The organism is Pseudomonas tremae (genome assembly GCF_001401155.1).
GTDB classification, from domain to species: domain Bacteria; phylum Pseudomonadota; class Gammaproteobacteria; order Pseudomonadales; family Pseudomonadaceae; genus Aquipseudomonas; species Aquipseudomonas tremae.
The window spans coordinates 94,257-116,895 of sequence record NZ_LJRO01000117.1 but is presented as its reverse complement, the minus strand read 5'-3'; the positions used below and the strand labels follow the sequence as shown (position 1 = coordinate 116,895).

The following is a 22,639-nucleotide window of genomic DNA, read 5'->3' as shown; positions in this document are numbered from 1 at the left end:
ATTATCATCGTTAGCGGCACACTAGTGGCACAAACCGCAGTCAGCGATTTAAATTCGGAGCGTCGCAGTACTCAGGGCAGGTACAGGAACAATTGACAACCAGCCGTTACTCGCCGATGTCTTCGTTCCACAGGTCAGGCTTGTTGTTAATGAAGTTCTGCATCATGTGTTTGCATGCTGCATCATCAAGTACATCGATCTGCACCCCTCGTGAGCGCAATAAGTCTTCTTCGCCCATGAAAGACTGGTTCTCGCCCACAATGACCTTGCGAATGCCGTAGAGCAGAATCGCACCGCTGCACATGGCGCAAGGCGAGAGCGTTGTGTAGAGCACCGCCTCCCTGTACACGCTGGCAGGTTGGCGACCGGCATTTTCCAGTGCGTCCATTTCACCGTGCAGCGTGGCACTGGCATTTTGCACCCGACGATTGCGACCACGACCGATGATCTTGCCGTCATGCACGATGACCGAACCTATGGGAATACCACCCTCTTCCTGCCCACGCTGCGCCTCTTCGAATGCCGCTCGCATGAATGCGTCCATGATTTTGCCTCGCGTCGTTAACGTTAAGTAGGTGTCAGTGTTGCAGCGTCATTTGAGCATTGCCCAGTGCGCGTGCCACAAATTGTTCGAGCAGTTCAGAGGATCGAGCTTTCATATCAGCAATGACTCTTGCATTTCTCACTCTGAAGCTGTTTGCCAGTGATAGCGAACTCTCGCCCTGATCGAGCGAGCGCAGTTCCTCGGCAGTGAATGAGTGCGCGTAAGAGGCCGCAAGATTGCGATCCCACTGGCTCTGGTAATCAGGCTGCAAATAGCGCAGTTCGTTCTGCACCAGGGTCTGGGCCTCGATCCTGCCGACCGATTTCACCATAGCGGCAAAAGCGGCAGTACGCGAGGCGGCCTGATAACCCAGCCAGGCCAGGCCCTCGCCCAGATTTCGCTGCTCCACCAGTGCCAGCGCCGTGTCGTCGACATCTTCGGCACTCACCGGCCGCAGGGCATCCAGCCCCAGACAGGCAACCAATGCCAGCCCGGTATGCCACACCCTGCGCGAGCCTTGCATATGTCCGGTTTACCTGCTTACAACGCGCTACTGACGCGCGCTGCTACATCGGCAGGCAGCCAGGCTTTCCAGACATCCGGGTGTTGCTTGAGAAACGCCTTGGCGACAACTTGCGGGTCCTGGTGTTTTTCGCTCATTTCAGCCAGCGTCTGGTTGAGCAGATCGATAGGGAAATCCACTTGTTTGAAGAAACTCACCAGTTCCGGGTACTGCTTGCTGAACGCTGCGGACACGCCGATAGACAGCGTGGCGTCCAGCGAAGAGGAACCGCGCGGGTCAGGATTGCTGGCATCGGTCAGGGTTTTCCAGGCATCGGCGTCGAAAGGGGGTTCTTCAAGCTTGATCAGCTTGTAACTGCCCAGCAGCGGGGTCGGCGACCAGTAGTAGAACAGCACCGGTTTGCCACGGCGGATGGCCGACCCGATCTCGGCATCCAGCGCAGCGCCCGAGCCTGTACGGAAGTTGACGAAGCTGTCGCTCAGCCCATAGGCCTTGAGTTTCTGGGTGTTGACGATCTCGGAGGTCCAGCCGCTCGGACTGTTGAGAAAACGTCCTTTGTCAGGCGACTCCGGGTCTTTGAACACATCCTTGTAACGGGCCAGGTCAGCCACCGACTTCAGGTCCGGCGCCATCGGTTTGATGCCTTTGGCAGCATCGCCCTTGATCACGTATTCAGGTACCCACCAGCCTTCGGTCGCACCTTTGACGATATTGCCCAGACCGAAAACCTTGCCGTCAGCTTCGGCCTTGACCCATACCGGGCTGCGTCCGGTCCACTCTTCGGCGATGACCTGAATATCATTTTTGGCCAGCGCAGTTTCGAGGCTGACGGTACTGCCGGGCAACGTGTCGGTCGGGTAGCCGTAGCCCTTTTCGACCAGCGTGCGCAATACCTCGGTAATCAGACTGCCGCTTTCCCAGGTCAGCGCGCCGAACTGGATCGGCGCGTTTTTTTCAGCCGCCATAGCTGGCGGACCGAGCAGCCCCAGCGCCAGCAGGGAACAGCTCAGCAGTCGTGTTATTGATCTCATGCTCACCTCGAATGGCGGGTAAAGAAAACATAGCTGACAGTATCGACATCGTTACGCGGTCATTAGTTGTAACGAGATGAGCCTCTGTATGATGCAACCCCTCCATTCCGTGCCGGCGAGTTCGCTTGCGATGTCAGAAATTCAGTATTGCCTGTTACCCGATACGTGTCGCCCGCTGCTGGGCAAGTTCTATCGCGAACACCAGTCGTCGATGCGACCCGCCAGCAAAGGGCATATATGGGTAGCAAAGCAGGGCGAGATAGTCGGGGCTTTGTGCCTTTCGCCCGTGGCGGAGGGCCACTGGCTGACGGGGCTTTTTGTCGCCCCGGCACAGCGTGGCCAATCCGTGGCGGAACGCTTGATAGAGGCGGCGCTGCTGCCACTCTCGGGGCCAGTCTGGTTGTTCTGTCACCCTGACTTGCTGGGGTTTTATCAGCTCATGGGGTTTGAAACAGCGCAGCGTTTGCCACAAGTACTGGGCGAGCGATTGATGCGCTATAGCCGCAGCAAGGCGTTGATTGCGCTGTCTCGGGAAGCCTGACGGGCTGAAGGGAGCAGCACGCTGTCATTCATCAGCATTGGGGTCCATGTCCGGAAACATCACGTCCATGAAGCCGAACTTGCTGAAATCGGTGATACGCGAAGGGTATAAGCGTCCGATCAGGTGATCGCATTCGTGTTGCACAACCCGCGCATGGAAGCCGTGAGCAACCCGCTCGATGGGCAGGCCATCCGGGTCGAAACCCTCATAGCGAATACTTTGGTAACGATCAACCATACCGCGAAGCCCCGGCACTGAAAGACACCCCTCCCAGCCCTCTTCCATGTTCGGGCCAAGCGGGGTAATCAGCGGGTTGAGCAGGATTGTCTGCGGGACGGCCTCGGCTTCTGGATAGCGTTCGCTGCGCTCGAAACCGAAGATCACCAGTTGCAGATCGATACCAATCTGCGGCGCCGCCAGGCCAACGCCGCCCACGCTGTGCATGGTTTCGAACATGTCGGCAATCAGCGTTTCGAGTTCGCTGCTGCCGAACATCTCTGTCGGAACAGGTGGAGCGATGCGCAACAGACGCTCATCGCCCATCTTGAGAATATTACGAATCATGGCTGCTGGTCCTTCGCATAAAACGCCATCTTGTCATACATGGCCATCAGGTTTCTTCAGCCTTGGGCATTGGTACGGAATGATCACGCCCCAACCCGGAAACATGCTGTTTGCCACCCGCCTCTTCCTGCTCATCGCCCAGACCGTCGCCCGGCTCTTTCTCGCCCGCTTCCTTACCCTCGGCAGACATATGCTCGATCACCGCATTCATTTCCGCGCCCAGCAGCAGCACGGCGGCCGAGATGTAGAAATACAGCAACAGCACGATGATCGCACCGATACTTCCATACATGGCGTTGTAGTCGGCGAAGGTCTTGACGTAGAAACCAAACGCCAGCGAAGCCACAATCCACACCACCACAGCCAATACCGAACCCGGTGTGATAAAGCGAAACTCTTGTTTGACGTCAGGCATCACGTAGTAGATCAGTGCCACGGCGACCATCAGCAAGATAATGATCGCGGGCCAGCGCAAGATGGTCCACAGCGTCACGATGATCTCTTCCATCCCGACCTGTGCAGCAATCCAGTTCATCACCTGAGGCCCCAGCACCATGAAAGCCGCTGCTGCCAGCAACATGCCGGCAATGCCGACGGTGTACAGGATCGACAGCGGAAAACGCTTCCAGATGGGACGACCTTCGACCACATCGTAGGCCGCGTTCATGGCGCTCATCATCAGACGAACGCCAGCCGACGCTGTCCACAAGGCGATCACGATACCGATCGAGAGCAAACCGCCCTTGGACTGCTGCAACTGATCAATAACCGGGTTGACCTGTTCGAGCGCCTGCGGTGGCAACAGAAACTCGGACTGCAGGCGCAGCCAGGAGAAAAAATCCGGAAGGTGCAGAAAGCCGATCAAGGCGATCAGAAACAGCAAAAACGGGAACAAAGAAAACAGCATCTGATAAGCCAGTGCCGACGCATAGGTGGACATCTCGTCGTCGAGAAACTCGTTGACGGTGCGCACCAGTACTTTACCGACTGACAGTTTACGCAAATGGGGGAAAATCATGGCGCTTCCTCTTGCTCCCGAACTGGAACACCTAACATCCTGAAGACCGGCATTTTCTGCATCGCAGGCCTTGTGTAATCACAAGGTTATACGCAAATACCGATGGCACATTGACTGGACAGGTCTTGAAAGGTTTCAGTCCCGCAAGGCAGAAAGCATAACGGCCATCCGTGGATGACCGTTATCGGCGTCGCTCATTCCCGTGCAGAAGGCGACGGGAACGCTCCGTTTACGCCTTGTCGACGCCTTTCTTGATCGCGTCTTTCACTTCGCCTTTGGCCTGCTGGCCCTCGCCCTTCAACTCTTGAACCTTGCCTTCAGCCCTCAAATTCGTGTTATCGGTGGCCTTGCCAACAGCCTGTTTGACGTTACCAACGGCTTCGTTGGCCATGCCTTTGACTTTATCGCTGGTACTGCTCATCGAAAATCTCCTGGGTCTGAAGACCGCACTGGAATAGGTTGTCGTAATCGACACAGAAGTTGACCTTCACCGAGAACGAAGAGTTTCATGAATATCGCGACCGACGTCGCCGCTGGTCCGCTTGCCTGCACACCTGCATTTCAAGCGTAGAAACGAGCGCGCGCCGGACTTTGTGCGAGAATACGCGGCACCGTTGTCCGGCAAGGCCGACACGCTGAACAAACCGATTCTCAGGAACGCTATGAAACTCGATAAAAAGCTGGCCATTGCACGCAGAAACCAGGATCTGGGCGGCGCAGTGCTCGGCGTCAACAACACCCATTTCGCTGTGCTCGACCCTAAACGCAATATCTGGTGGTTCGACCTGCCGGTGCCGCGCCTGCAGGTAGGCCAGTACGAATGGCTGCATCTGCTGCTGCACACGCCTGAAACAGACCAGTTGCTACACCTCAAAGTGACCACTGTATTCATGCGCGATCACATGGAAGGTCTTGAAGTGCGCAATGCCGACAAGCGCAAACCGACCGTCAGCCTCGAACTGAGCGCCGACAAGGACTCATTTCTCAAAGACATGCGCCCCAAGGGCAGCAATCTGGGTTTTGCCGGTTTTCTGCAGAACTGACCTGCTTTTAATGGCAGCAGCGACTGAACAGCGCGCCTCAGTGACGTTCATCGCTGCGCGCAGTCCTCAGGCGAAGCGTCGCACCGCCAGGTAGCCTGCCGTACCGGCCAGCGCGGAGACGACAGTACCCCAGGCCAGATCGATCAGCGCCAGTTGCGCAGGCCAGCCCTGTAATGTCGCCCAGTTGGTCAGGTCATACGTGCCGTAGGCAACCAGCCCCAGCAAGCCGCTGAACAGCGTGGCACGGCTCATCCGCTGCTCCCTGACTGCCGGCATCACGCCGAACACCACCACGCCAACACCGTAAAGCAGATAGAACGCCACGGCGGGCCCGACCACCGGTGTCGCCAGCATCAGCGGCCCAAGCCATTCCCGATAGACAGGCCCCATGAACACGCCAAGCCATAGCCCGTCGAGAATCAGGAACGCCAGCAGCGTGCCGAGGTAAGCCGTAAGCATTTTTTTCATGAGAATCCTTGATGCCGTTCCGGGCCTGAAAAAGGCCGCACAGGGTTATGACCCGTCAAGGATGGAAATTGATCCTTCGATAGAAACGCTTTCGGCCTGGGCCTGAGGTGCATTGGCTGCGCTCAGGCGTCCAGGCTGCAAGTTTTATCAGACCAGGTCGATACGATCGGCGTGAATCACGATCTGACCTTGTTTATACAGCGCACCAATGGCCTTCTTGAAATTGCCTTTGCTGACGCCGAACAGTCCGCTGATGACCTGTGGGTCGCTTTTATCGCTGACTGGCAGCGAGCCGTTGTTCTCACGCAGCTTGGTGAGAATCTTCGAGTTCAGACTGCTTGCCGCCTCGGCCCCGACAGGCTGCAGGCTCAGGCTGATATTGCCGTCGGCGCGGATCTCCTTGATGAAGCCCTTTTCCTGCTTGCCGGCACGCATGAACTTGAACACTTCGTTCTTGTGAATCAGGCCCCAGTGCTTGTTGTTGATGATCGCCTTGAAGCCCATGTCGGTCGCTTCGGCCACCAGCAGATCGACTTCCTGCCCCACGCTGTAGTTCGCTGGGGTCTTGTCCAGGTAACGATCCAGACGTGCAGTGGCGGTGATGCGACGGGTGTGCTTGTCGAGGTAGACATGAACCACGCAATACTCGCCAGCCTGCAAGGTGCGTTTTTCTTCGGAGTAAGGCAGCAGCAAGTCCTTGGGCAGGCCCCAATCGAGGAACACGCCGATGCTGTTGACTTCAACCACTTTGAGGCTGGCGAACTCACCAACCTGTACCTTGGGCTTTTCAGTGGTGGCGATCAGCTTGTCTTCGCTGTCCAGATAGATGAACACATTCAGCCAGTCCTCATCTTCGGTGGGGATATCCTTGGGGATATACCGGTTGGGCAGAAGGATTTCGCCGTCCTGCGCACCGTCCAGATACAGACCGAAGTTCGTGTGCTTGACGATTTGCAAGCTGTTGTAGCGCCCGATTAAAGCCATTTCCAGATACCCTCATTACGTGGGCGGCATTCTACCCGACTTTGTGTCCGGGTTCGCACTGTGTCTGCGCACGCACAGGCGGGCCCTCCACTCGTCAGTTTATGCCTCGCCCCAAGGCTGGCAGCTATGCCAAGGTCAGAATGGCCAGCCTATAACTTGCCATTCAAAACAGCCAGTTAGCACACCTGATGGCTGACGCTTTCTCTGCAGAACATTTATATGTCACTCGACAGGCCGCATATTTGCCACGCAAAGACCGGGCATTTCCTGTATTCTGGCTGGCCGTATTACGTTTATGAAGGTAAATGGCAGCCATGCGTATCAAAGCATCCCACTCGAAAGCCAAACCCGCCCCAGCCGTTGAAACGAGCGACTCGATCAACGCGCAGATTGCGGCTTTCCTGAAGTCCGGCGGCGAAATTCAGCAAATTGCCAAAGGCGTGAGTGGCCAGACTTTCGCACCGTCCAAGCAGATCAATCTCGGTAAAAAATAAACTGCGTCCTGCCTGTCGATCTCTATGCGCCTTGACGCTCAAGGCGCTAGATTGACCATCCTTCGCTGGATATTCTTCCGGTCACGCTGCTACTCTCTCCTCTGATATCACTATGACCACGAGCTGGTTCACGCTCTGGAAGTTGTCTCCTTTGTGGAATGCTCGAATGAAGAACTGGATGCTTTTCGGCGCACTTATCTACCTTGGCGGCTGCGCATCGCACAATTGCGAAAACGGCCCCAACGACAGCCAGCCTTCCAACGGCAATTGCCGGGCCGAGCATTTGCTGTACCAGAACGACATGCTTCAGGCCAAGCTGCTGATCAGCGAAGACAACCGCGAAAATTACGAGCTGGCCGAAGCGATACTGCGCCGCGCTGGAGCTACCGATGCATCGGGCGAAGCCGAGTTCTACCAGGCCGTGCTGCTGATTCGCCAGCAGGCCGATCAGGAGCAGATTATCCAGTTGCTGAAAACCGCAGCAAACAATCGGCATCCACTGGCCATTGCCCTGCTCTCCCAGCAGCTCAGCGTGAGCGACCCGAAACTCGCCGAGCATTATCGGGCCGAGTACGCCCAACTGGACGTCGCCAAGAGCGGCTATCCCTCGTTTGAACAGGCGCTGGTGGTGATTCGCGGGCTGGTAATCCCACCCACTCACACGGCTACCGCCAATCGATGACCTGCGATCTGACGAACGGTTCGTCCCGGCAGTATTTCACCGGTATCCTTGCAGCGCTCTAGCTCGCGGTTTGTGTCGGCTTACGGGCCACTTTCGATACGCCATTCCTGACCACACTCCTCGCCGATCAAGGGAGTGAGCCATGCTCAGCCATCGCTTATACGTGCTGTCCTTCAGTGCATTGCTTGTCTGTCAGTCCGTCTCTGCCCAGGTCATGGAGCGGGATTTGGGAGCGTTCGACCTGAAACTGGCCACTACGCCCACACGCAGCATGGCGCAAGGCCTGGTGACACCTACCGGCGGTTCGGACTCGTTTCACGGCGGGCTGGACCTGACCCATGAAAGCGGTTTTTACTTCGGCCAGTGGACGCCCAACGTGGGCTTCGCTTCCGACTCCGGCATGGAGCTCGATTCATACATGGGCTTCAAAAAACCGTTCGATAACACCTTGGGCTATGAGCTGGGGATGATCCGCTACAGTTACCCGGACACCGATCAGGTCGACAGTCACGAATTCTATGCCGGGTTGCGCATGCTCAACAGCCGAGTCGGTGCGGCCTTCAGCAACGACGTGGGCACCCGCGACAGTACTGTGTTCGTCGACCTCGGCGCCATCGAGCGACTGGGGGTGGGCGTGCGCATGCAGTATGCCAATCACCAATTCGACATGCCGCAAGCCTCTACCGACGGCAGCATGATCAACGGCTTCAACGACTGGTCGCTGAACCTTTCACGGCCATGGCTGGGCATCGATATGAACCTGATCTACAGCGGCTCAAGCCTCAGCGGCGGTGATTGCAGCGTGTACAGCGGTCATAATGCGCGCTGCGACGGGACATTTACCCTCAAGGCTGTGCGTTCGTTCTTTTAATGGCTGAACCCGGTTGAACTGCCAGCCGCTACACTCCTCTACTGCACGTCAGTACGCCAAGGAGTTGTCATGCCGTCTTTCTTCAAAGCCCTCATTTCGCTGTTGATGACCGTATCACTGCTTGCCGGATGCAATCAGGTAGGTTTGGCGTATCGCAATCTCGACGTGATCATTCCCTGGACGCTCAGCGACTATCTGGACATGAACTCGGAACAGAAAGGCTGGCTGGATATTCGCCTCAAGGAACACCTGAGTTGGCATTGCAGCACCCAGTTACCGAGTTATCTGGCCTGGCTGGACAAGCTTGAAGGCATGGTCAGGAACGATCAGGTGACCTACGAGGGGCTTGAAGCCCGCACCCGCGAGGCCAAGGAAGCGATTTCTAAAATCTCTCAGGAGATCACCCCGTCCGCGGTGGAATTGCTCTCACGCTTTGACGACAAGCAGGTGCAGGAGATGCAGGAGTCGTTTGCCAAGGACCAGCGCAAGCGCGAAAACAAATACCTCGACCAACCTCTGGACCGGCAGATTGCCGAACGCGCCGACCGCATGCAAAAACGTCTGACGCCATGGATCGGCAAACTGAGCCAGGAGCAGAAAGACCGTATTCAGGCTTGGTCCGCTTCGCTTGGCGAACAGAACAAAGCCTGGATCGACAACCGCACGCGCTGGCAGAACCTGTTCCTGGCTACTGTTCAGCAGCGCCAGGCCAGCGATTTCCCGCAGCGCATCGCCGCGCTGCTGCAGGACCGCGAGACCTTCTGGACGCCCGAGTATCGCAAGGCCTACGACCAGACCGAGAAAGCCGCGATATCGCTGATTGTAGACATCACGGCGATGAGCACCCCGGAACAACGCACCCGCTTGCTAAGCCGGATAGCCGACATGCGCAAGGACTTCACTGAACTCGATTGCCTGAAGTCGCAGAAGTGATCCGCCCCCCGGTTACCTTGCCCACGCTCCGCGTGGGCATGCAGTTCCGGACGCTCTGTGTCCTGCCCTGGATAAACATGTTGAGTGTCGGCGGGTTTAGGCGATCTGCGGCTTTTTAGCGATCATATCGAAGATCGCCGGATCAAGCGGATCGCCCGCCTGCTCATTCAGCACCTGACGCGGGTGATCATTACCCGGAATGCTGCTGTCGATCAAAGACAACAGGCTCGAGCCGCGCTTTGTCAGCATGTAAGTCGAGCCATCCCCGCCTTCCTCGCGAGGCAGCGGTTCGATAAAGCTACGATTCAGAAGCGTCTCAAATTCGGTGGATGTCGATTTGGCGCCCGTGTTCTGCACCTCGTGCAACAAACGCTCGATAAGGTCCCAGTTGTAAGTCATTTCTCTAAACCTCCGTCCAGCATGGAATGATCACCCATGACATCCAGTCATGGGCATGCGACTCAGAGTGTGTGACCTGCGGGGGTATGTAGCGGTTCAGAGAAGCTGCCGGACGGCGTGGCGAAGGGTGGTACACATGAGGGCAGACGATGCAGAAGTGGATCGCTCCCGCCTATGCGCGGGAGCGATCAGAGCAATCACTCGGCAGCCGGGGCCGGCGTACTGCGTTTTTTCAGAGGGGCCATGCCGTCCTGACTGACAAGATCCGACTTGGGACGGTTGACAGTCTTGCGCTTGGTAGGGCCTTTGGCCGCTACCTTTTTCTTGTCGCCCTTGGCGTCGGTCTTTTTCTTCTTGACGCCTACCGCCTTGCCCGACGCCTTGACCTTCTTCGGCCCGCCGTAGGTGCCTTTGACTTCCTTGATGACGCGACGCTCGAAGCTCTGCTTGAGGTAGCGCTCAACGCTCGACATCAGGTTCCAGTCGCCATGACAGATCAGCGAGATCGCCAGGCCGTCGCTGCCTGCACGACCTGTGCGGCCGACGCGGTGAACGTAATCGTCACCGCTGCGTGGCATGTCGAAATTGACCACCATGTCCAGACCTTCGACATCAAGACCGCGGGCCGCCACATCGGTAGCGACCATGATCTTCGCACCGCCCTGCTTCAGGCGGTCGATAGCGGCCTTGCGATCCTTCTGATCCTTGTCGCCATGCAGCACGAACGCCTTGTATTCCAGCGCAACCAGACGGCCATACAGACGGTCGGCCATTGCCTTGGTATTGGTGAAGATAATGGCTTTCTGATAGGTCTCGTTGGCCAGCAACCAGTTCAGAACCTGCTCTTTGTGAACGTTGTGGTCAGCGGTGATGATCTGGTGGCGTGTGCCGGAAGCCAGTTCGCTGACACTGTTCACTTGCAGGTGCTGTGGGTCCTTGAGCACCTTGCCGATCATTTCCCGCAGGCCGGCACCGCCAGTGGTCGCCGAGAACAGCATGGTCTGCTCGCGACCCGCGCATTCGCCCGCCAGACGTTCGACGTCCTCGGAAAAGCCCATGTCCAGCATGCGGTCGGCTTCGTCCAGCACCAGCACTTCAACGTGCTTGAGGTCGAGGTTGCCTGCGTTGAGCTGCTCCAGCAGACGACCCGGCGTGCCGATCAGGATGTCCGGCACCTTGCGCAACATCGCCGCCTGAACCTTGAAGTCCTCGCCACCGGTGATCAGACCTGCCTTGACGAAGGTGAACTGGGAAAAACGCTCGACTTCCTTGAGCGTCTGTTGCGCCAGCTCACGGGTCGGCAGCAGGATCACTGCGCGAATGTCGACGCGTACTTTGGCCGGGCCGATCAGGCGGTTGAGGATCGGCAACACAAAGGCCGCAGTCTTGCCACTGCCGGTTTGCGCAGTCACCCGCAGGTCGCGCCCTTGCAGTGCGAGCGGAATGGCGGCCGCCTGCACAGGCGTAGGCTCGACAAATTTAAGCTCGGCCACAGCTTTAAGCAGGCGTTCGTGCAGGGCGAATTCGGAAAACACGGGTGCTACCTCGACGAAAAACAAAAATACAGCTGCATAGCCTAACGGTTTCGAGCGCCGGGGCCGAGTTTCTTTACCACCAAAGGTCGATTTTGTTTACGGATTGGTCAATAACCGCCCGCCGAAAGCAGCCTGATCAAGCAGAGGAATGGCAATCAGGCAGGCATAGATGCGTTTTTGCAGCAGACCGCCAATCAGGTAGGTGCTGACCAGCCCGCTGGCACCCAGCAACAGCAGCATCAGCGACAACGTGGTGACGCTTACGCCGGTGACGTCTTCCAGAAACCGGCGCAAATAGGTGAAGACGGCGAACTGGCCCATGAACAGCAACAGAATGGCGCTCATGCCGATAGCCACTTGCGGGTTGCGCAGCAGTCGAAAAGGATTGCGCGCCCTGCCGTTCGGCGAGCTGCTCATGGCCGGAAGGCTTAGCAACTGCCAGGCAAATGCCAGAGCCGCCAGCGGAATGACCAGAAAGAACGCGCCACGCCAGCCGATGTACTGCCCCATGAAGCTACCCAACGGCGCAGCCACCGTGGCAGCCAGCGCGTTACCACCGTTGATCAGCGCCAGGCCTCTGGCGACGGACTTTTTTGGCACCAGCCTCATCACGGTGGCTGTCGACATCGACCAGAAGCCGCCAATGGCCACGCCCAGCAATGCACGGCCCGCTATGAACATCCAGCCATTGGACGCCAACGTGACGATTACCGCAGAGCCCAGCAACAGCAGGCTGAAGCCAAGCAGGACCTTCTTGCGATCAAGATGGCCGGTCAGCGGTGTATGGAGCAGGCTGATCAGTACTGCGAAGAAGCCAGAAATCGAAATCGCCTGTCCGGCCTGGCCCTTGCTGACGCCCAGATCCTGAGCGATCGGAGTCAGCAGGCTCACCGGCATGAACTCCGATGCGATCAGCACCACCACACACAACGCCATCGAAAACACGGCGCCCCAAGCAGGCGGATGAGTGGTCGTGGCGGGCTGCTTCAGAGTTGAATCAAATGCTTGCATGCGTCGCTGACCTGGCGGTTATCAAAATAGTCGGCACAGGTTAGGGCAAAGGGATTAGCATTATTAGACGCCGTAATTTCCACGCGCTTGTGAGAGATATTCAGCAATGAGCACACCCAAACTCAATGACCTGCAAGCCTTTCTGCTGGTTGCCCGGGAGCAAAGCTTTACCAAGGCAGCCACAAAACTGGGCGTGACACCCTCTGCGTTGAGCCACACCCTGAGGGCGCTCGAAGAGCGTATGGGTTTGCGCCTGCTGGCGAGAACCACACGCAACGTAGCCCCGACCGAAGCAGGCGAACAACTGATGCGCTCGATAGGGCCGCTGCTGGATCAGATCGCAGCAGAGGTCGAAGTATTGGGCGAACTGCGTGACAAGCCCGCTGGCACAATCCGCATCACCTGCTCCGATGACGCTGCAGAAGGCATCATTCGGCCCATGCTTGCGGGGTTTCTCGCGCAGTACCCGGATATCCAGATCGAAATCTGCATCGACTACGGCTTCACCAACATTGTCAGCGAACGCTTCGATGCGGGCATTCGCCTGGGGGAATCCATCAGCAAGGACATGATCGCCGTACGCCTCGGCCCAGACTGGCGACTGTCGGTAGTCGGGTCACCCGCATACTTCGAGCGACATCCCGTACCCTTGCAGCCGCAGGACCTGACCCAACACACCTGCATCAACATCCGCCACTCACCGAATGGAAGTTGCTACGCCTGGGAGTTTGAAAAAGACAGTCGCAAATTGAACATTCGTGTCAATGGGCAGTTCACGTCCAACAGCATGATCCACGTCCTCAATGCTGCCCTGGACGGCGTAGGGCTTGCCTATGTGCCAGATTCCCTGGCACAACCGCATATCGCCAGCGGCCGCCTCAAAGAGGTGCTGGTTGACTGGAGCCCGTACTTCGAAGGCTTTCACCTGTACTACCCGAACCGGCGACAGGCGTCGCCGGCATTCAGTGCGTTTGTCGAGGCAGTCAGGTATCGCGGTTAGCGCATTGATTGCTACTGTGCGGCTTTTAGGGCCTCTGCGACTTTTTTCAGCGAGCCTTCGGCAGGCCCTGGAAGCAATTTCAGTTCCGTGGTTTTGCCTCGCGCCACCACTTGCATGCCTTTTGCCGCGCCCGTTGCATCGGCCACTATCCGGTAAACGGTGTCGCCGCGCGCGAAGCTCAACACGTGACTGGCGTCGTCGTACTTAAGTTGCTCGCCGTCGGCCTGAGGGTACAACAGGCCCACCTGATTCTTGCTGTCTACAGCGGCATAGAAGACCGGGCTCGCGGGCCCTGAACGAAAGAGAACGACTCGCTTGCCGGACGGCGCGAGCCTGAACGACCAGAGAATTTCTCGCTGTTCGTCTTCCTCCCAGACGATGCTGGTGGTGTGCATCATCTTTCCATTCTGATTACGGCTTACGGTTTCAGTCGGCAGCCCTGAACCACCGGTGTGGTCAATCACCGTCTGCGTCTCCAGAACCGGTTCTCCGTTACGAATGCTGTACGTAGAAGTCTGGTGCCAGCAACATCCATCCTTGGTCATCGTGTCGATCTTGTGGTTCTTTTCATCCACGTTGAACATGCCGCAGTTGTTCTGCGCCAGTTTGGTAAACGAATCACTGTGGCGAAAACCATCGGCCGTGCCGAGGAATACCTGAAACGAGGCGCCGTGGTAGCAGCTGTTCTGGCCGTCCATCAACGCCAGGTCCTTGATGCCGTCAAAGTTGAAATCCTGATAGATCAGTACGCTCTGCTCTCCGTAGGGCAGTTCACGCACATTGGTTTTGACCTTGCCGGTTTTCGGATCGGTGCCGAGCACCAGTTCATCGGACTGCACGCGGATCAGCGAAGCACCGCTGGCCTTGTCATAGACATTGATCACGCCGGGACGAAACACATCGTCTTTGGCGGAAATCTCCAGCGTGGCACGGTATTTATCGGAAAAGTCCTGCAGGGTGTAGGTGTCCCTGGGCGATTTCTCGAACGCCTTGGTATCCATCTCGCCATAAGTAGTCGGCACAGCGGCAACACTGGTCAGTGTTGCCAGCATCAGCCCTGCCCCTGCAATCCACGAACGTGCCCGAGACCACAACATGGAATCTTGAATGATTAAAACCTGCACGCTGCCACTCCGGCGATGAATAATTGGGGGCTTATAAAAGTCGTCATATTCCGTGTCATGCCCGGACGTTATGCTGCGCCACCCTGCGCGCGCACTGATTTTGCCAGTCTTCGCCCGACAGGACACCGTTAATGTTTTAATCGCGCCCCCTCTTCCCGCAGGAGAACTCCGTCTCAATGGATATTCACGCGCTTTGGCTCAAGACCCAGGAACTCTGGGACATGCTTGATCAGCATCCATGGGTGCGCACCGGGCTGGCCCTGATTCTCCTGTTGACAGCTGCACTGGTGCTTGGCCGTGTGGCGCGGTTTCTGGTGCTGTACACCGTGAGGATGCTGGGCCGTCAGCCTTCATTGCACTGGGTCAACGACTTCCGTCATAACAAGGTCTTCCACCGACTCGCGCAGATGGTGCCGTCACTGGTCATACAATTCGGCCTCACGCTGGTGCCCGGTTTGAGCACTGCAGGCAGGAACGTGATCGGCAATATCGCCATGGCCTTCACCATCCTGTTCATGACACTGGCCATCGGAGCCTTGCTCAACGCCCTGCTGGACATCTACGCCCGCACCGAACATGCTCGCACCCGCTCCATCAAGGGCTACGTGCAGCTGTCGAAGATGATCCTCTACGTCTTCGCTGCAATCATCATCGTCGCCACGCTGATCGACCGTTCGCCGCTGTTGCTGCTGTCCGGCCTTGGCGCCATGTCGGCGGTCATCCTGTTGGTCTACAAAGACACCCTGCTGTCGTTCGTTGCCAGCGTACAGTTGACCAGCAACGACATGCTGCGCGTCGGTGACTGGATCGAGATGCCGCAAGTCGGCGCGGATGGCGACGTGGTGGACATCACCCTGCATACCGTCAAAGTGCAGAATTTCGACAAAACCATCGTCTCCATCCCGACCTGGCGCCTGATGTCAGAGTCGTTCCGCAACTGGCGCGGCATGCAGCAATCAGGCGGACGTCGCATCAAACGCAGCCTGTTCATCGACGCCAGCGGCGTGCGCTTCGTGCGTGACGATGAAGAACAGCAACTCATGCAAATCCACCTGCTCACCGACTACATCGGCCGCAAACAGGCCGAACTGCTGGCCTGGAACCAGGCGCAAGGCAACGTCGCACAAATGTCCGCCAACCGCAGGCGCATGACCAACATCGGCACCTTCCGCGCCTACGCCCTGGCTTATCTGAAAAGCCACGCCGAGATCAACCCCGCCATGACTTGCATGGTCCGCCAACTGGAACCCACTTCACAGGGCATCCCGCTGGAAATCTACTGCTTCACCCGCACTACCGTGTGGGTCGATTACGAGCGGATACAGGGGGATATTTTCGATTATCTGATTACGGTGATGCCGGAGTTCGGGTTGAGTTTGTATCAGCAGCCCAGTGGGGCGGATATGCGGGTGGGGTTGCGGGGAGAGTCAGAGCGGGTCGTGTCTGAGCAGGGATAGCTGCCTGTTAGCGGTAGGGATCTCAAGATCAAACTCGCCAGGTCGCTTCGCACAGCGGCTTCTTGAAGTTTGAAAGTCCTTGCACAGAGTTAAGCGTTTGGACGTATTGGCCGACCTCGGCCGTATCACGACGGGTCATCCTTCGATCTCACCAAGCTACGTGTTCGTGATGAAGTGGCGCGCCTTGCTGTTTTGCGTTTTCAGCCGAATCCAAGGTCGAGGTTCGCATTGAGGCTGTGGTTAAGCGCGATGCGGGCAATAGAGGTTCCGGGCTGTGCGCACTCTTGAATGACTTGGGCTTGAGCGACCAGGAACAGGAACAGGAACAGTGTTGTGACTGCATGAAAAGCCCTTGTGAAGGCCACACGTGGTGCCCACTGCAAATTTGAGTGTGGACACCAACGCCGCTCTGGCGCGGGCAGGCAGGTGTGCTGAAGGGTCGATTAATATTTATTCATGCAAGCTGCACTTAAGATTCATGGGGCTCGGCCGATTATATTATATTGCTGAGATTAAGTTCACTCTAATCACCGTCAGGCAAGAAAGTTATTATACAGTCGGAGTTGACACGTGACGTTACGCCTGCGCTGCAAAGCTATACTTATTACACTGTCTTTTGCCCTGGCGAATGTGGCGGTTTCTGAAGAGCTTAAAGTCTACAACTTTTCGCCTGTCAACCAGTACAATCTTAATCTGTCAGCCAGTTTCTGGAACCCAATCATAAAGTATGTGTCCGAAAAAAGCGGGGTGAATCTCACGCTGAAATTAGGACGAACATCCTCTGACACAACAAGCTATGTGCTCGCGCAAGAAGTTGATTTCGCATTTACCAACCATCTTTTTAGCCCGGAACGCGATAAAATGGGCTGGACAGTGTTTGGTCGCCGTGACGCGCCTGCCCTCGAAGGGCAGATCGTGGTACCTGCCGACTCGCCCATTCACAGCCTTTCGGAACTAGAGGGCAAAGAAGTCGTTTACCCAGGACCCGAAGCGTTCATTGCTTATAAAGTCACAAGCTCGGAATTGGTAAAGAAAGGAATCAACACGTCTACTGTGTTTGCCGGAAACATGGATGGTGCTTTTAGCCAAATCCTTAGTGGCAAGGCTCAAGCGATGGGGGCCAACTCACAGCTTGTAAGCGGTTACACTGAGAGAGAAGGAAAGTCGTTCCGCGTGCTGTGGAGTTCGGCCTCGTTCAATGATTTGGCCCTCATGGCATCCCCTCGAGTGTCTAAAAAAGAACGTGATGCGGTAGCCAACGCTTTTTTTAATATGCAACATGATGCTGACGGCAGCAAAATCCTTCGTGAGGCGACCGAGTTGGTTCATGCCCCGGTACCGATTACTTTCATTCCTGCGACAGAAGCGGATTATGCTTCCTATCGGGACTTTTATAATAGCTTGCCAGCAAGCCGTAAGTAACTAATCCCACCTTTAGCTGGAGAGGCTGTTAATGAGTTTCCTTAAAAGCCTGCTGCCCAAATCACTGACATCGCGAATACTGGCGATGCTGTCTATTCTGATACTGACTTTTCTGACGACAGGTCTGGTTCTGTTTTATAAAAACCAGTTGCTTCAGCACATTGAAGAGATACAAGACACCGCTAACATGCTGATAGAGGTTGCCGCGCAAGCGGTAGAGGAAAGTGTCGTCATCGGCGATTACGATACCATCAAAAGAACCCTCGAAAAAACCCTGGCTCGCTCGCCGTTCAAATCGGCCATGTTTATTGACCTGTCGGGGGGCGTCATTCGTCTTGAGGCAGCCAGCGCGCCCGTTGGGAGAGCCCCTGCGTGGATAGAGTCCGAGGTCGCTGCAAGATTATTCGATGTCAATCGCCCCATCACTATTGGCGGGAAGGATTATGGCGTTATGCGCTTGTCTTTTAACGCCGAAAAAATTGCTGCAGAACTTTATAGCCTGGTGATCCAGGCCACACTATTTGCGGTATTCTTTTTACTGATAAGTTTGATTTTGATGGGGTTCATGATTAAACGTTCGCTTGCCCACTTGGGCAAGCTTCACTCTTATGAGGCAGAAATCGCTTCAGGCGCAGTGGCAGCAGAAGCCATGTTGGTCGCTGATGCTCCCATGGAAATACAGGAGGCTATAAAAGCAGTAAACCGTACTGCCGCGAGCATGCGCAATCACTTTGGCCTGCGTATCGAATCGTTGATGAATACGCTGGTGCAGCATAAAAATGCCCTGGATGAGGTTTCAATCGTTTGCGAAGTTTCGGCCTCCGGACGTATCACTTACGTTAACGAACGATTCGTAACAAGCTCACAGCATTCGCGAGCCGAGCTTTTAGAGTTGACGATCGATGAAGTCTGGACCGGTATGTCTTCAGCCACTGAGCCGTGGCGATGGACACCGGAAAATGAGGTGTGGAACGGCGAGGTCAGGCTTTCAGGTCGTACCGGTAAGGATGCATGGCATCGACGCACTATCATCCCTATTCTCGATGACATGGGTGGCGTTGAAAAATATATTTGCATCGACATCGATATTACAGACCGAAAAGAGTTTGAGGTCGCAATTCTGGATAACGCCAGAAGGCAAAACCTTATCGCCTTGTTTGGCCAGCAGGCATTGACAGAAGAAAACGTCAGTACGCTAGGAGAACGGGCAGCACTGACGGCGGCGCAAGGATTAACATTGAGCAAGGCCGCTTTATTAGTTGTTGATCGAGTGAGCCACGCGGTTATCCTCAAAGCGGAGGTCGGCTTTACCCACGTTGAAACCCGCGACAGTTATCATGATGATTTCTTGAAAGGCACTGCTTCTTTTGCCGGGTTCGTCATTCACTCTGATGCGCCTGATAACAGCTACGCACTGCTTCCTGATAGCACAGTGGAAATGTACAATATTAGAAGTAGCCTGGAGGTTGATATCTCTTGCCGGGAGGTATTCAAAGGCGTGCTTGGCGTGTATGCCAGCGCTGACTACTTATTCACACGTGAAGACGTTAGCTACATTCAAACACTGGCCAACCTATTGGCTGCCGCGCTTGAAAGGTATGACGCAAAGAAAAAGCTAACCTACCTGGCCGAAAATGATTCGCTCACCCATCTGCCTAATCGCTGGTTTCTCAACAATTATCTGCGCGAGTTAATTAGTCGAAAAACGTCAGCGCCAGATGCAGTAAGCGTCATATTTATAGATTTGGACAGGTTCAAAGCCGTGAATGACACCATGGGGCATTCAGTAGGCGATCAATTGCTTATCCAGGCGGGCCGGCGCTTGAAAGACTGCATTGATGGGAACAGTGTGGTTGCACGGCTGGGAGGCGACGAATTTTCGATCGTCGTCACACACCGTGTCTATTCCGAGAGCCTCATAAAATTGCTTGCGACCCACGTTATTGATGCGTTAGCAAAACCGTTTGATCTTGGCGGCCAGGATATATTTGTTTCCGCGAGTGTCGGTATCGCTAATTATCCGTTCGATGGGCGTGATACGGGTGTCATCTTAAAGAATGCAGACACCGCCATGTACCATGCGAAAAAAAGCGGCCGTAATAATTTCAAGTTTTACAACGCCAGAATGAACGAAAGTTTAATCAAGCGCTTGCAGACTGAAACGCTACTGCGGGGCGCACTTGATCGCGACGAATTTATTTTACATTTTCAGCCGAAGGTCAGCCTCACCGATGGCAGGATAAGTGGTTTGGAGGCTTTATTGCGGTGGAATCACCCGGAGCAAGGCATGGTTTCTCCGGCTGACTTTATCCCAATTCTTGAGGACACTGGGCTGATAATTCCTGTCGGCCTGTGGGTTATCCGCAAAGTCTGTGAAACTATAAAAAGCTGGGAAGAGAACACTGTCAGGCTGGTCCCGATCGCCATCAATCTTTCAGTCAGGCAGCTTCAGGTAAAAGGCCTGGCCGAGACGGTCAAGCACATCGTTGAAGAATACGGCGTCAACCCCGCTCTTTTAGAGTTCGAACTTACCGAGTCGATGCTCATGATCGACCCCGAGTCGGCGGTTGAAATACTTAAAGATATAAAGTCGTATGGTATAAGCCTGTCGGTCGATGATTTTGGAACGGGCTATTCCAGTCTGGCCTACTTGAGGCGCTTCCCTCTTGACGCCCTCAAAATCGACAGGGTGTTCATAAAGGATATAACAAGCAATCATGAGGACGCCGCTATCACCAGAGCTGTAATAGTACTGGCGCACGAATTGGGCCTTAAGGTCATTGCAGAAGGCGTCGAAACAGTCGACCAGTTAGAGCTGCTTGTGACGTATGGCTGCGATCAAATGCAGGGGTATTTCTTTAGTAGACCCGTCATCAGTGACGAGTGTGCTGCCATGATTAAATCGTCACGAAGTCTGGATATAAGATTCCCTGAAAGTGGTGTGGCGTAAAGTAGCATTGATAGTGTCTGCGAGAGCCGTCATGGCAGGCGCTATATTAAGCGGCCGTTTTTGGCCAATGTTGTTGAAAAAGTAAATCTCCTGCCTGGCCTGCGGCAAAATCAGGTCCTCGGCCAGCGGAAGATTCGCAGCATGATGTCGAGCGGACAAAAGCGACTGCTTTGCTCGTTTGACATTGAAGGCCATATCCCAGCCAATCGCCTCCTGCGCAGCATTGATCAATGCCTCGATCCAAGAGATATACGCCATTATATTGCCGATTTTTATAGCCCAACCAGGCGTCCATCAATTGATCCTGACCTGATGATTGCCTGTTGGTAGTGGGTTCATGATTGCTGCCGCCCGTTTCCCTCTGGTTAGCGAACCTGCGAAGAGTCAGTTCTGTAAGCGCCTGCTAATCGCACACTGTGATTTTCGAGCTTTTAGCTGGTGCTGCTCATTGGGCAAAAGTTGTTCGGTGATCATCGCCACCGCCTGAGCCGGAGATGTCAGGGCAGTGTCTATAGTCAACAATGGCCGCAAAGGTCAGGATCAAAACTCGAAGGGCCAAGCCCGACTTCAACTGGGCTTGCTCAACACAACTTGGCCGCTTTCAACAGCGAAATTGCGTCCCCCTGCAACGGCTGCCACTTCGCTAGAGCAACCCAGCCACACGAGGCCCCGTTGTTCCCCGCTTCGAGTTATCGTGATTTGGGGATATGGAACCGCTGGAGGGTTTTAGCCACTCAGTGGTTTTTTTTTGAGGCCACATGCAAACGAGTGTCAAATTGTTCAACACCTGTGATCGAACATAACACTCAACATGTGCTGCTCGCTTGCCCTGAGCATTGTCGTAATCGAAATCCAGGCATTACATCACAAAAAGAAAATAAACCAGCGCACCCTATGTATCAGCCACATAAGGCGTGGCAACGACCACACTACCTTTTCGGCTATGTCGCTGTGACCTTAGATAACCCTGCATTAAAGAGAGAACCGTTATGGGGCTATGTGTTTCAAAACATTCTGGTAGCAGCTACAGCTACAATGACAGTGACCACTGGGAAATGGCTGCAAGCTCTCCAAACGCCAGGCCTGTATCCAGTCATCAAACGGAATCTGCGAGCTACAGCGCATCAGGCGAGGTTGACGAACGTCCGGCCACGTTTTCTCATTTTCAACTTGCACGGTGCGGTGGAGATTATACGCTTAGCATGGTTTCTTTAGCGGCGTATCAAGCAGAAAGACGGCATCGCGGTAACTTAATAAAGGACCGTAGTCAATCTATACTCCCATGGGTCCATGGTGTATCACTCTAGAGCAGGTTTGGATTACAGTTTCCAGATCGACAGGACCACGACTGTCAAAGTGGCTGGATTCAACTGCTCTGTGCCCAATGATGAAGGGACTCGGCATTTATACAGTGCTGGCACGAGCCAGGTAAATATGCCTGTTATCGCAGACAACATGAGTGCGTGTATTGCTGTCGCGTGTGCGGCGGAAAAAGTGGATGCCGGTACGGGTGAACGTATGCCGGGCGCGAAAGTCCGCGTATTCCATCTGCTCCCTTTTCGTCGCAAAGACCTTGTGCCAGGAGAAGTTTTAGCCTCTGTGCGCGATTATCTGCGAACGACTAAAGAGCAGGGGCTGACACTGCGCGTAGCCATGCACGGGGGGGAATACAGAGGGTGATTTCTCAGTCAGCACTGCATAGGCATTGAAAGACCTGTTCGCCAATGAAGGGATCCCGCTTGAGTTCGACGAGACTTGTGCGAACCGAACTTCTGAAACACTGCTTGGCGCCGTGATCTTAAATGACAACTCGACTCACTTCATAAAACATCTGGTCGCTTCATGATTGAATAATCGCCACCTGTAACACTCTCAGATAAAACGTACCCTCCTGCAATCGACATATTTCATGTGCAGGCGTTTCAGATGAAACTACTGGCCCGCGCTGTGCGGGCCAAGCCAATAACGGAGGCGTGATTCTCGCGTCTTATAAGACTTGAGGATAACCGATGCTCTGGTAGAAAGCAGGTGATCGATGATCCCAA

General features: G+C 55.3%; 22 protein-coding genes and 2 pseudogenes. 11 read left to right on the top strand and 13 right to left on the bottom strand.

From position 1 onward, the window contains the following. Positions 1-106: 106 nt before the first annotated feature. From ALO43_RS09095 to ALO43_RS09085, 3 genes are read right to left on the bottom strand one after another with little or no spacing between them, the layout of a single operon-like run. A complete protein-coding gene (locus ALO43_RS09095; protein WP_024669965.1) occupies positions 107-544 on the bottom strand; it encodes a nucleoside deaminase in 438 nt (145 codons plus the stop codon). A 34-nt stretch (positions 545-578) separates the two neighbouring features. Then, positions 579-1,067: a hypothetical protein gene (locus ALO43_RS09090; protein ID WP_005889527.1), complete on the bottom strand. Its 489-nt coding sequence runs from the start codon at positions 1,065-1,067 to the stop codon at positions 579-581. A gap of 17 nt (positions 1,068-1,084) precedes the next feature. Further along, entirely contained in the window at positions 1,085-2,098 is a 1,014-nt protein-coding gene (locus ALO43_RS09085) for an ABC transporter substrate-binding protein (protein ID WP_024690170.1), read from the bottom strand. 130 nt (positions 2,099-2,228) lie between these two features. Between ALO43_RS09085 and ALO43_RS09080 the strand changes: the two genes are divergently transcribed. Further along, entirely contained in the window at positions 2,229-2,639 is a 411-nt protein-coding gene (locus tag ALO43_RS09080; RefSeq protein ID WP_054997406.1) for a GNAT family N-acetyltransferase, read from the top strand. A gap of 24 nt (positions 2,640-2,663) precedes the next feature. Here ALO43_RS09080 and def read toward each other — a convergent pair whose 3' ends face one another. The 3 genes from def to ALO43_RS09065 all read right to left on the bottom strand — a co-directional run bounded on the left by def (position 2,664) and on the right by ALO43_RS09065 (position 4,642). Further along, the gene (gene def, locus ALO43_RS09075; RefSeq protein ID WP_024669969.1) at positions 2,664-3,203 is read right to left on the bottom strand and encodes a peptide deformylase; all 540 of its coding nucleotides are present in this window, start codon (positions 3,201-3,203) and stop codon (positions 2,664-2,666) included. A 46-nt stretch (positions 3,204-3,249) separates the two neighbouring features. Further along, a complete protein-coding gene (locus tag ALO43_RS09070; protein ID WP_024669970.1) occupies positions 3,250-4,221 on the bottom strand; it encodes a YihY/virulence factor BrkB family protein in 972 nt (323 codons plus the stop codon). 229 nt (positions 4,222-4,450) lie between these two features. Beyond that, positions 4,451-4,642 (bottom strand): CsbD family protein, encoded by a 192-nt coding sequence (locus ALO43_RS09065; protein ID WP_005889522.1) that lies wholly within the window; start codon positions 4,640-4,642, stop codon positions 4,451-4,453. A gap of 241 nt (positions 4,643-4,883) precedes the next feature. On the opposite strand from ALO43_RS09065, the gene ALO43_RS09060 reads away from it, so the two are divergent. Next, positions 4,884-5,264 carry a hypothetical protein gene (locus ALO43_RS09060; RefSeq protein WP_005889521.1) on the top strand — a complete coding sequence of 127 codons (381 nt, stop codon included), beginning with the start codon at positions 4,884-4,886 and terminating at the stop codon, positions 5,262-5,264. 66 nt (positions 5,265-5,330) lie between these two features. On the opposite strand, the gene ALO43_RS09055 is transcribed toward ALO43_RS09060, so the two are convergent. Next, positions 5,331-5,732 carry a DUF2177 family protein gene (locus ALO43_RS09055; RefSeq protein WP_005889519.1) on the bottom strand — a complete coding sequence of 134 codons (402 nt, stop codon included), beginning with the start codon at positions 5,730-5,732 and terminating at the stop codon, positions 5,331-5,333. Between the two features lie 147 nt (positions 5,733-5,879). Further along, positions 5,880-6,716 (bottom strand): CvfB family protein, encoded by an 837-nt coding sequence (locus ALO43_RS09050; RefSeq protein WP_005889517.1) that lies wholly within the window; start codon positions 6,714-6,716, stop codon positions 5,880-5,882. Between the two features lie 305 nt (positions 6,717-7,021). On the opposite strand from ALO43_RS09050, the gene ALO43_RS09045 reads away from it, so the two are divergent. The 4 genes from ALO43_RS09045 to ALO43_RS09030 all read left to right on the top strand — a co-directional run bounded on the left by ALO43_RS09045 (position 7,022) and on the right by ALO43_RS09030 (position 9,696). Further along, positions 7,022-7,210 (top strand): hypothetical protein, encoded by a 189-nt coding sequence (locus ALO43_RS09045; RefSeq protein ID WP_002554403.1) that lies wholly within the window; start codon positions 7,022-7,024, stop codon positions 7,208-7,210. A 166-nt stretch (positions 7,211-7,376) separates the two neighbouring features. Next, on the top strand, positions 7,377-7,892 hold the full coding sequence (locus ALO43_RS09040; RefSeq protein ID WP_005889514.1) for a hypothetical protein: 516 nt from the start codon (positions 7,377-7,379) through the stop codon (positions 7,890-7,892). A gap of 142 nt (positions 7,893-8,034) precedes the next feature. Then, complete coding sequence (locus ALO43_RS09035; protein ID WP_005889513.1) at positions 8,035-8,763, top strand: TorF family putative porin; 729 nt, start codon at positions 8,035-8,037, stop codon at positions 8,761-8,763. Between the two features lie 69 nt (positions 8,764-8,832). Beyond that, complete coding sequence (locus tag ALO43_RS09030; protein WP_005889511.1) at positions 8,833-9,696, top strand: DUF6279 family lipoprotein; 864 nt, start codon at positions 8,833-8,835, stop codon at positions 9,694-9,696. Between the two features lie 96 nt (positions 9,697-9,792). Here ALO43_RS09030 and ALO43_RS09025 read toward each other — a convergent pair whose 3' ends face one another. The 3 genes and pseudogenes from ALO43_RS09025 to ALO43_RS09015 form a co-directional block, all read right to left on the bottom strand. Then, positions 9,793-10,095: a hypothetical protein gene (locus ALO43_RS09025; protein WP_024669973.1), complete on the bottom strand. Its 303-nt coding sequence runs from the start codon at positions 10,093-10,095 to the stop codon at positions 9,793-9,795. Between the two features lie 197 nt (positions 10,096-10,292). Then, entirely contained in the window at positions 10,293-11,630 is a 1,338-nt protein-coding gene (locus ALO43_RS09020; protein ID WP_005889507.1) for a DEAD/DEAH box helicase, read from the bottom strand. Between the two features lie 138 nt (positions 11,631-11,768). After that, positions 11,769-12,641 (bottom strand): annotated as a pseudogene (locus tag ALO43_RS09015) (MFS transporter); the annotation flags it as partial. A 106-nt stretch (positions 12,642-12,747) separates the two neighbouring features. On the opposite strand from ALO43_RS09015, the gene ALO43_RS09010 reads away from it, so the two are divergent. Next, on the top strand, positions 12,748-13,641 hold the full coding sequence (locus ALO43_RS09010) for a LysR family transcriptional regulator (protein ID WP_005889504.1): 894 nt from the start codon (positions 12,748-12,750) through the stop codon (positions 13,639-13,641). Between the two features lie 11 nt (positions 13,642-13,652). On the opposite strand, the gene ALO43_RS09005 is transcribed toward ALO43_RS09010, so the two are convergent. Then, the gene (locus ALO43_RS09005) at positions 13,653-14,693 is read right to left on the bottom strand and encodes an XAC2610-related protein (RefSeq protein ID WP_234779191.1); all 1,041 of its coding nucleotides are present in this window, start codon (positions 14,691-14,693) and stop codon (positions 13,653-13,655) included. A 248-nt stretch (positions 14,694-14,941) separates the two neighbouring features. Between ALO43_RS09005 and ALO43_RS09000 the strand changes: the two genes are divergently transcribed. The 3 genes from ALO43_RS09000 to ALO43_RS08990 all read left to right on the top strand — a co-directional run bounded on the left by ALO43_RS09000 (position 14,942) and on the right by ALO43_RS08990 (position 20,594). Then, complete coding sequence (locus tag ALO43_RS09000) at positions 14,942-16,222, top strand: mechanosensitive ion channel family protein (protein WP_005889500.1); 1,281 nt, start codon at positions 14,942-14,944, stop codon at positions 16,220-16,222. A gap of 570 nt (positions 16,223-16,792) precedes the next feature. Then, the gene (locus tag ALO43_RS08995; RefSeq protein ID WP_054997399.1) at positions 16,793-17,644 is read left to right on the top strand and encodes a phosphate/phosphite/phosphonate ABC transporter substrate-binding protein; all 852 of its coding nucleotides are present in this window, start codon (positions 16,793-16,795) and stop codon (positions 17,642-17,644) included. 31 nt (positions 17,645-17,675) lie between these two features. Continuing rightward, positions 17,676-20,594: a putative bifunctional diguanylate cyclase/phosphodiesterase gene (locus ALO43_RS08990; RefSeq protein ID WP_024669977.1), complete on the top strand. Its 2,919-nt coding sequence runs from the start codon at positions 17,676-17,678 to the stop codon at positions 20,592-20,594. On the opposite strand, the gene ALO43_RS32080 is transcribed toward ALO43_RS08990, so the two are convergent. Beyond that, on the bottom strand, positions 20,550-20,852 hold the full coding sequence (locus ALO43_RS32080) for a hypothetical protein (protein ID WP_024669978.1): 303 nt from the start codon (positions 20,850-20,852) through the stop codon (positions 20,550-20,552). The two genes, ALO43_RS08990 and ALO43_RS32080, sit on opposite strands and share 45 nt — an antisense overlap. A gap of 1,176 nt (positions 20,853-22,028) precedes the next feature. Here ALO43_RS32080 and xopAF point away from each other — a divergent pair. After that, positions 22,029-22,440 (top strand): annotated as a pseudogene (gene xopAF, locus ALO43_RS31815) (XopAF/AvrXv3 family type III secretion system effector). The last annotated feature ends 199 nt before the right edge of the window (positions 22,441-22,639 follow it).

Excerpts from the sequence above, each read along its gene's own strand:
- ALO43_RS09095 (WP_024669965.1), bottom strand. The coding sequence starts at position 544 with ATGGACGCATTCATGCGAGCGGCATTCGAAGAGGCGCAGCGTGGGCAG.
- ALO43_RS09090 (WP_005889527.1), bottom strand. The coding sequence starts at position 1,067 with ATGCAAGGCTCGCGCAGGGTGTGGCATACCGGGCTGGCATTGGTTGCC.
- ALO43_RS09085 (WP_024690170.1), bottom strand. The coding sequence starts at position 2,098 with ATGAGATCAATAACACGACTGCTGAGCTGTTCCCTGCTGGCGCTGGGG.
- ALO43_RS09080 (WP_054997406.1), top strand. The coding sequence starts at position 2,229 with ATGTCAGAAATTCAGTATTGCCTGTTACCCGATACGTGTCGCCCGCTG.
- def (WP_024669969.1), bottom strand. The coding sequence starts at position 3,203 with ATGATTCGTAATATTCTCAAGATGGGCGATGAGCGTCTGTTGCGCATC.
- ALO43_RS09070 (WP_024669970.1), bottom strand. The coding sequence starts at position 4,221 with ATGATTTTCCCCCATTTGCGTAAACTGTCAGTCGGTAAAGTACTGGTG.
- ALO43_RS09065 (WP_005889522.1), bottom strand. The coding sequence starts at position 4,642 with ATGAGCAGTACCAGCGATAAAGTCAAAGGCATGGCCAACGAAGCCGTT.
- ALO43_RS09060 (WP_005889521.1), top strand. The coding sequence starts at position 4,884 with ATGAAACTCGATAAAAAGCTGGCCATTGCACGCAGAAACCAGGATCTG.
- ALO43_RS09055 (WP_005889519.1), bottom strand. The coding sequence starts at position 5,732 with ATGAAAAAAATGCTTACGGCTTACCTCGGCACGCTGCTGGCGTTCCTG.
- ALO43_RS09050 (WP_005889517.1), bottom strand. The coding sequence starts at position 6,716 with ATGGCTTTAATCGGGCGCTACAACAGCTTGCAAATCGTCAAGCACACG.
- ALO43_RS09045 (WP_002554403.1), top strand. The coding sequence starts at position 7,022 with ATGGCAGCCATGCGTATCAAAGCATCCCACTCGAAAGCCAAACCCGCC.
- ALO43_RS09040 (WP_005889514.1), top strand. The coding sequence starts at position 7,377 with ATGAAGAACTGGATGCTTTTCGGCGCACTTATCTACCTTGGCGGCTGC.
- ALO43_RS09035 (WP_005889513.1), top strand. The coding sequence starts at position 8,035 with ATGCTCAGCCATCGCTTATACGTGCTGTCCTTCAGTGCATTGCTTGTC.
- ALO43_RS09030 (WP_005889511.1), top strand. The coding sequence starts at position 8,833 with ATGCCGTCTTTCTTCAAAGCCCTCATTTCGCTGTTGATGACCGTATCA.
- ALO43_RS09025 (WP_024669973.1), bottom strand. The coding sequence starts at position 10,095 with ATGACTTACAACTGGGACCTTATCGAGCGTTTGTTGCACGAGGTGCAG.
- ALO43_RS09010 (WP_005889504.1), top strand. The coding sequence starts at position 12,748 with ATGAGCACACCCAAACTCAATGACCTGCAAGCCTTTCTGCTGGTTGCC.
- ALO43_RS09005 (WP_234779191.1), bottom strand. The coding sequence starts at position 14,693 with ATGCTGGCAACACTGACCAGTGTTGCCGCTGTGCCGACTACTTATGGC.
- ALO43_RS09000 (WP_005889500.1), top strand. The coding sequence starts at position 14,942 with ATGGATATTCACGCGCTTTGGCTCAAGACCCAGGAACTCTGGGACATG.
- ALO43_RS08990 (WP_024669977.1), top strand. The coding sequence starts at position 17,676 with ATGAGTTTCCTTAAAAGCCTGCTGCCCAAATCACTGACATCGCGAATA.
- ALO43_RS32080 (WP_024669978.1), bottom strand. The coding sequence starts at position 20,852 with ATGGCGTATATCTCTTGGATCGAGGCATTGATCAATGCTGCGCAGGAG.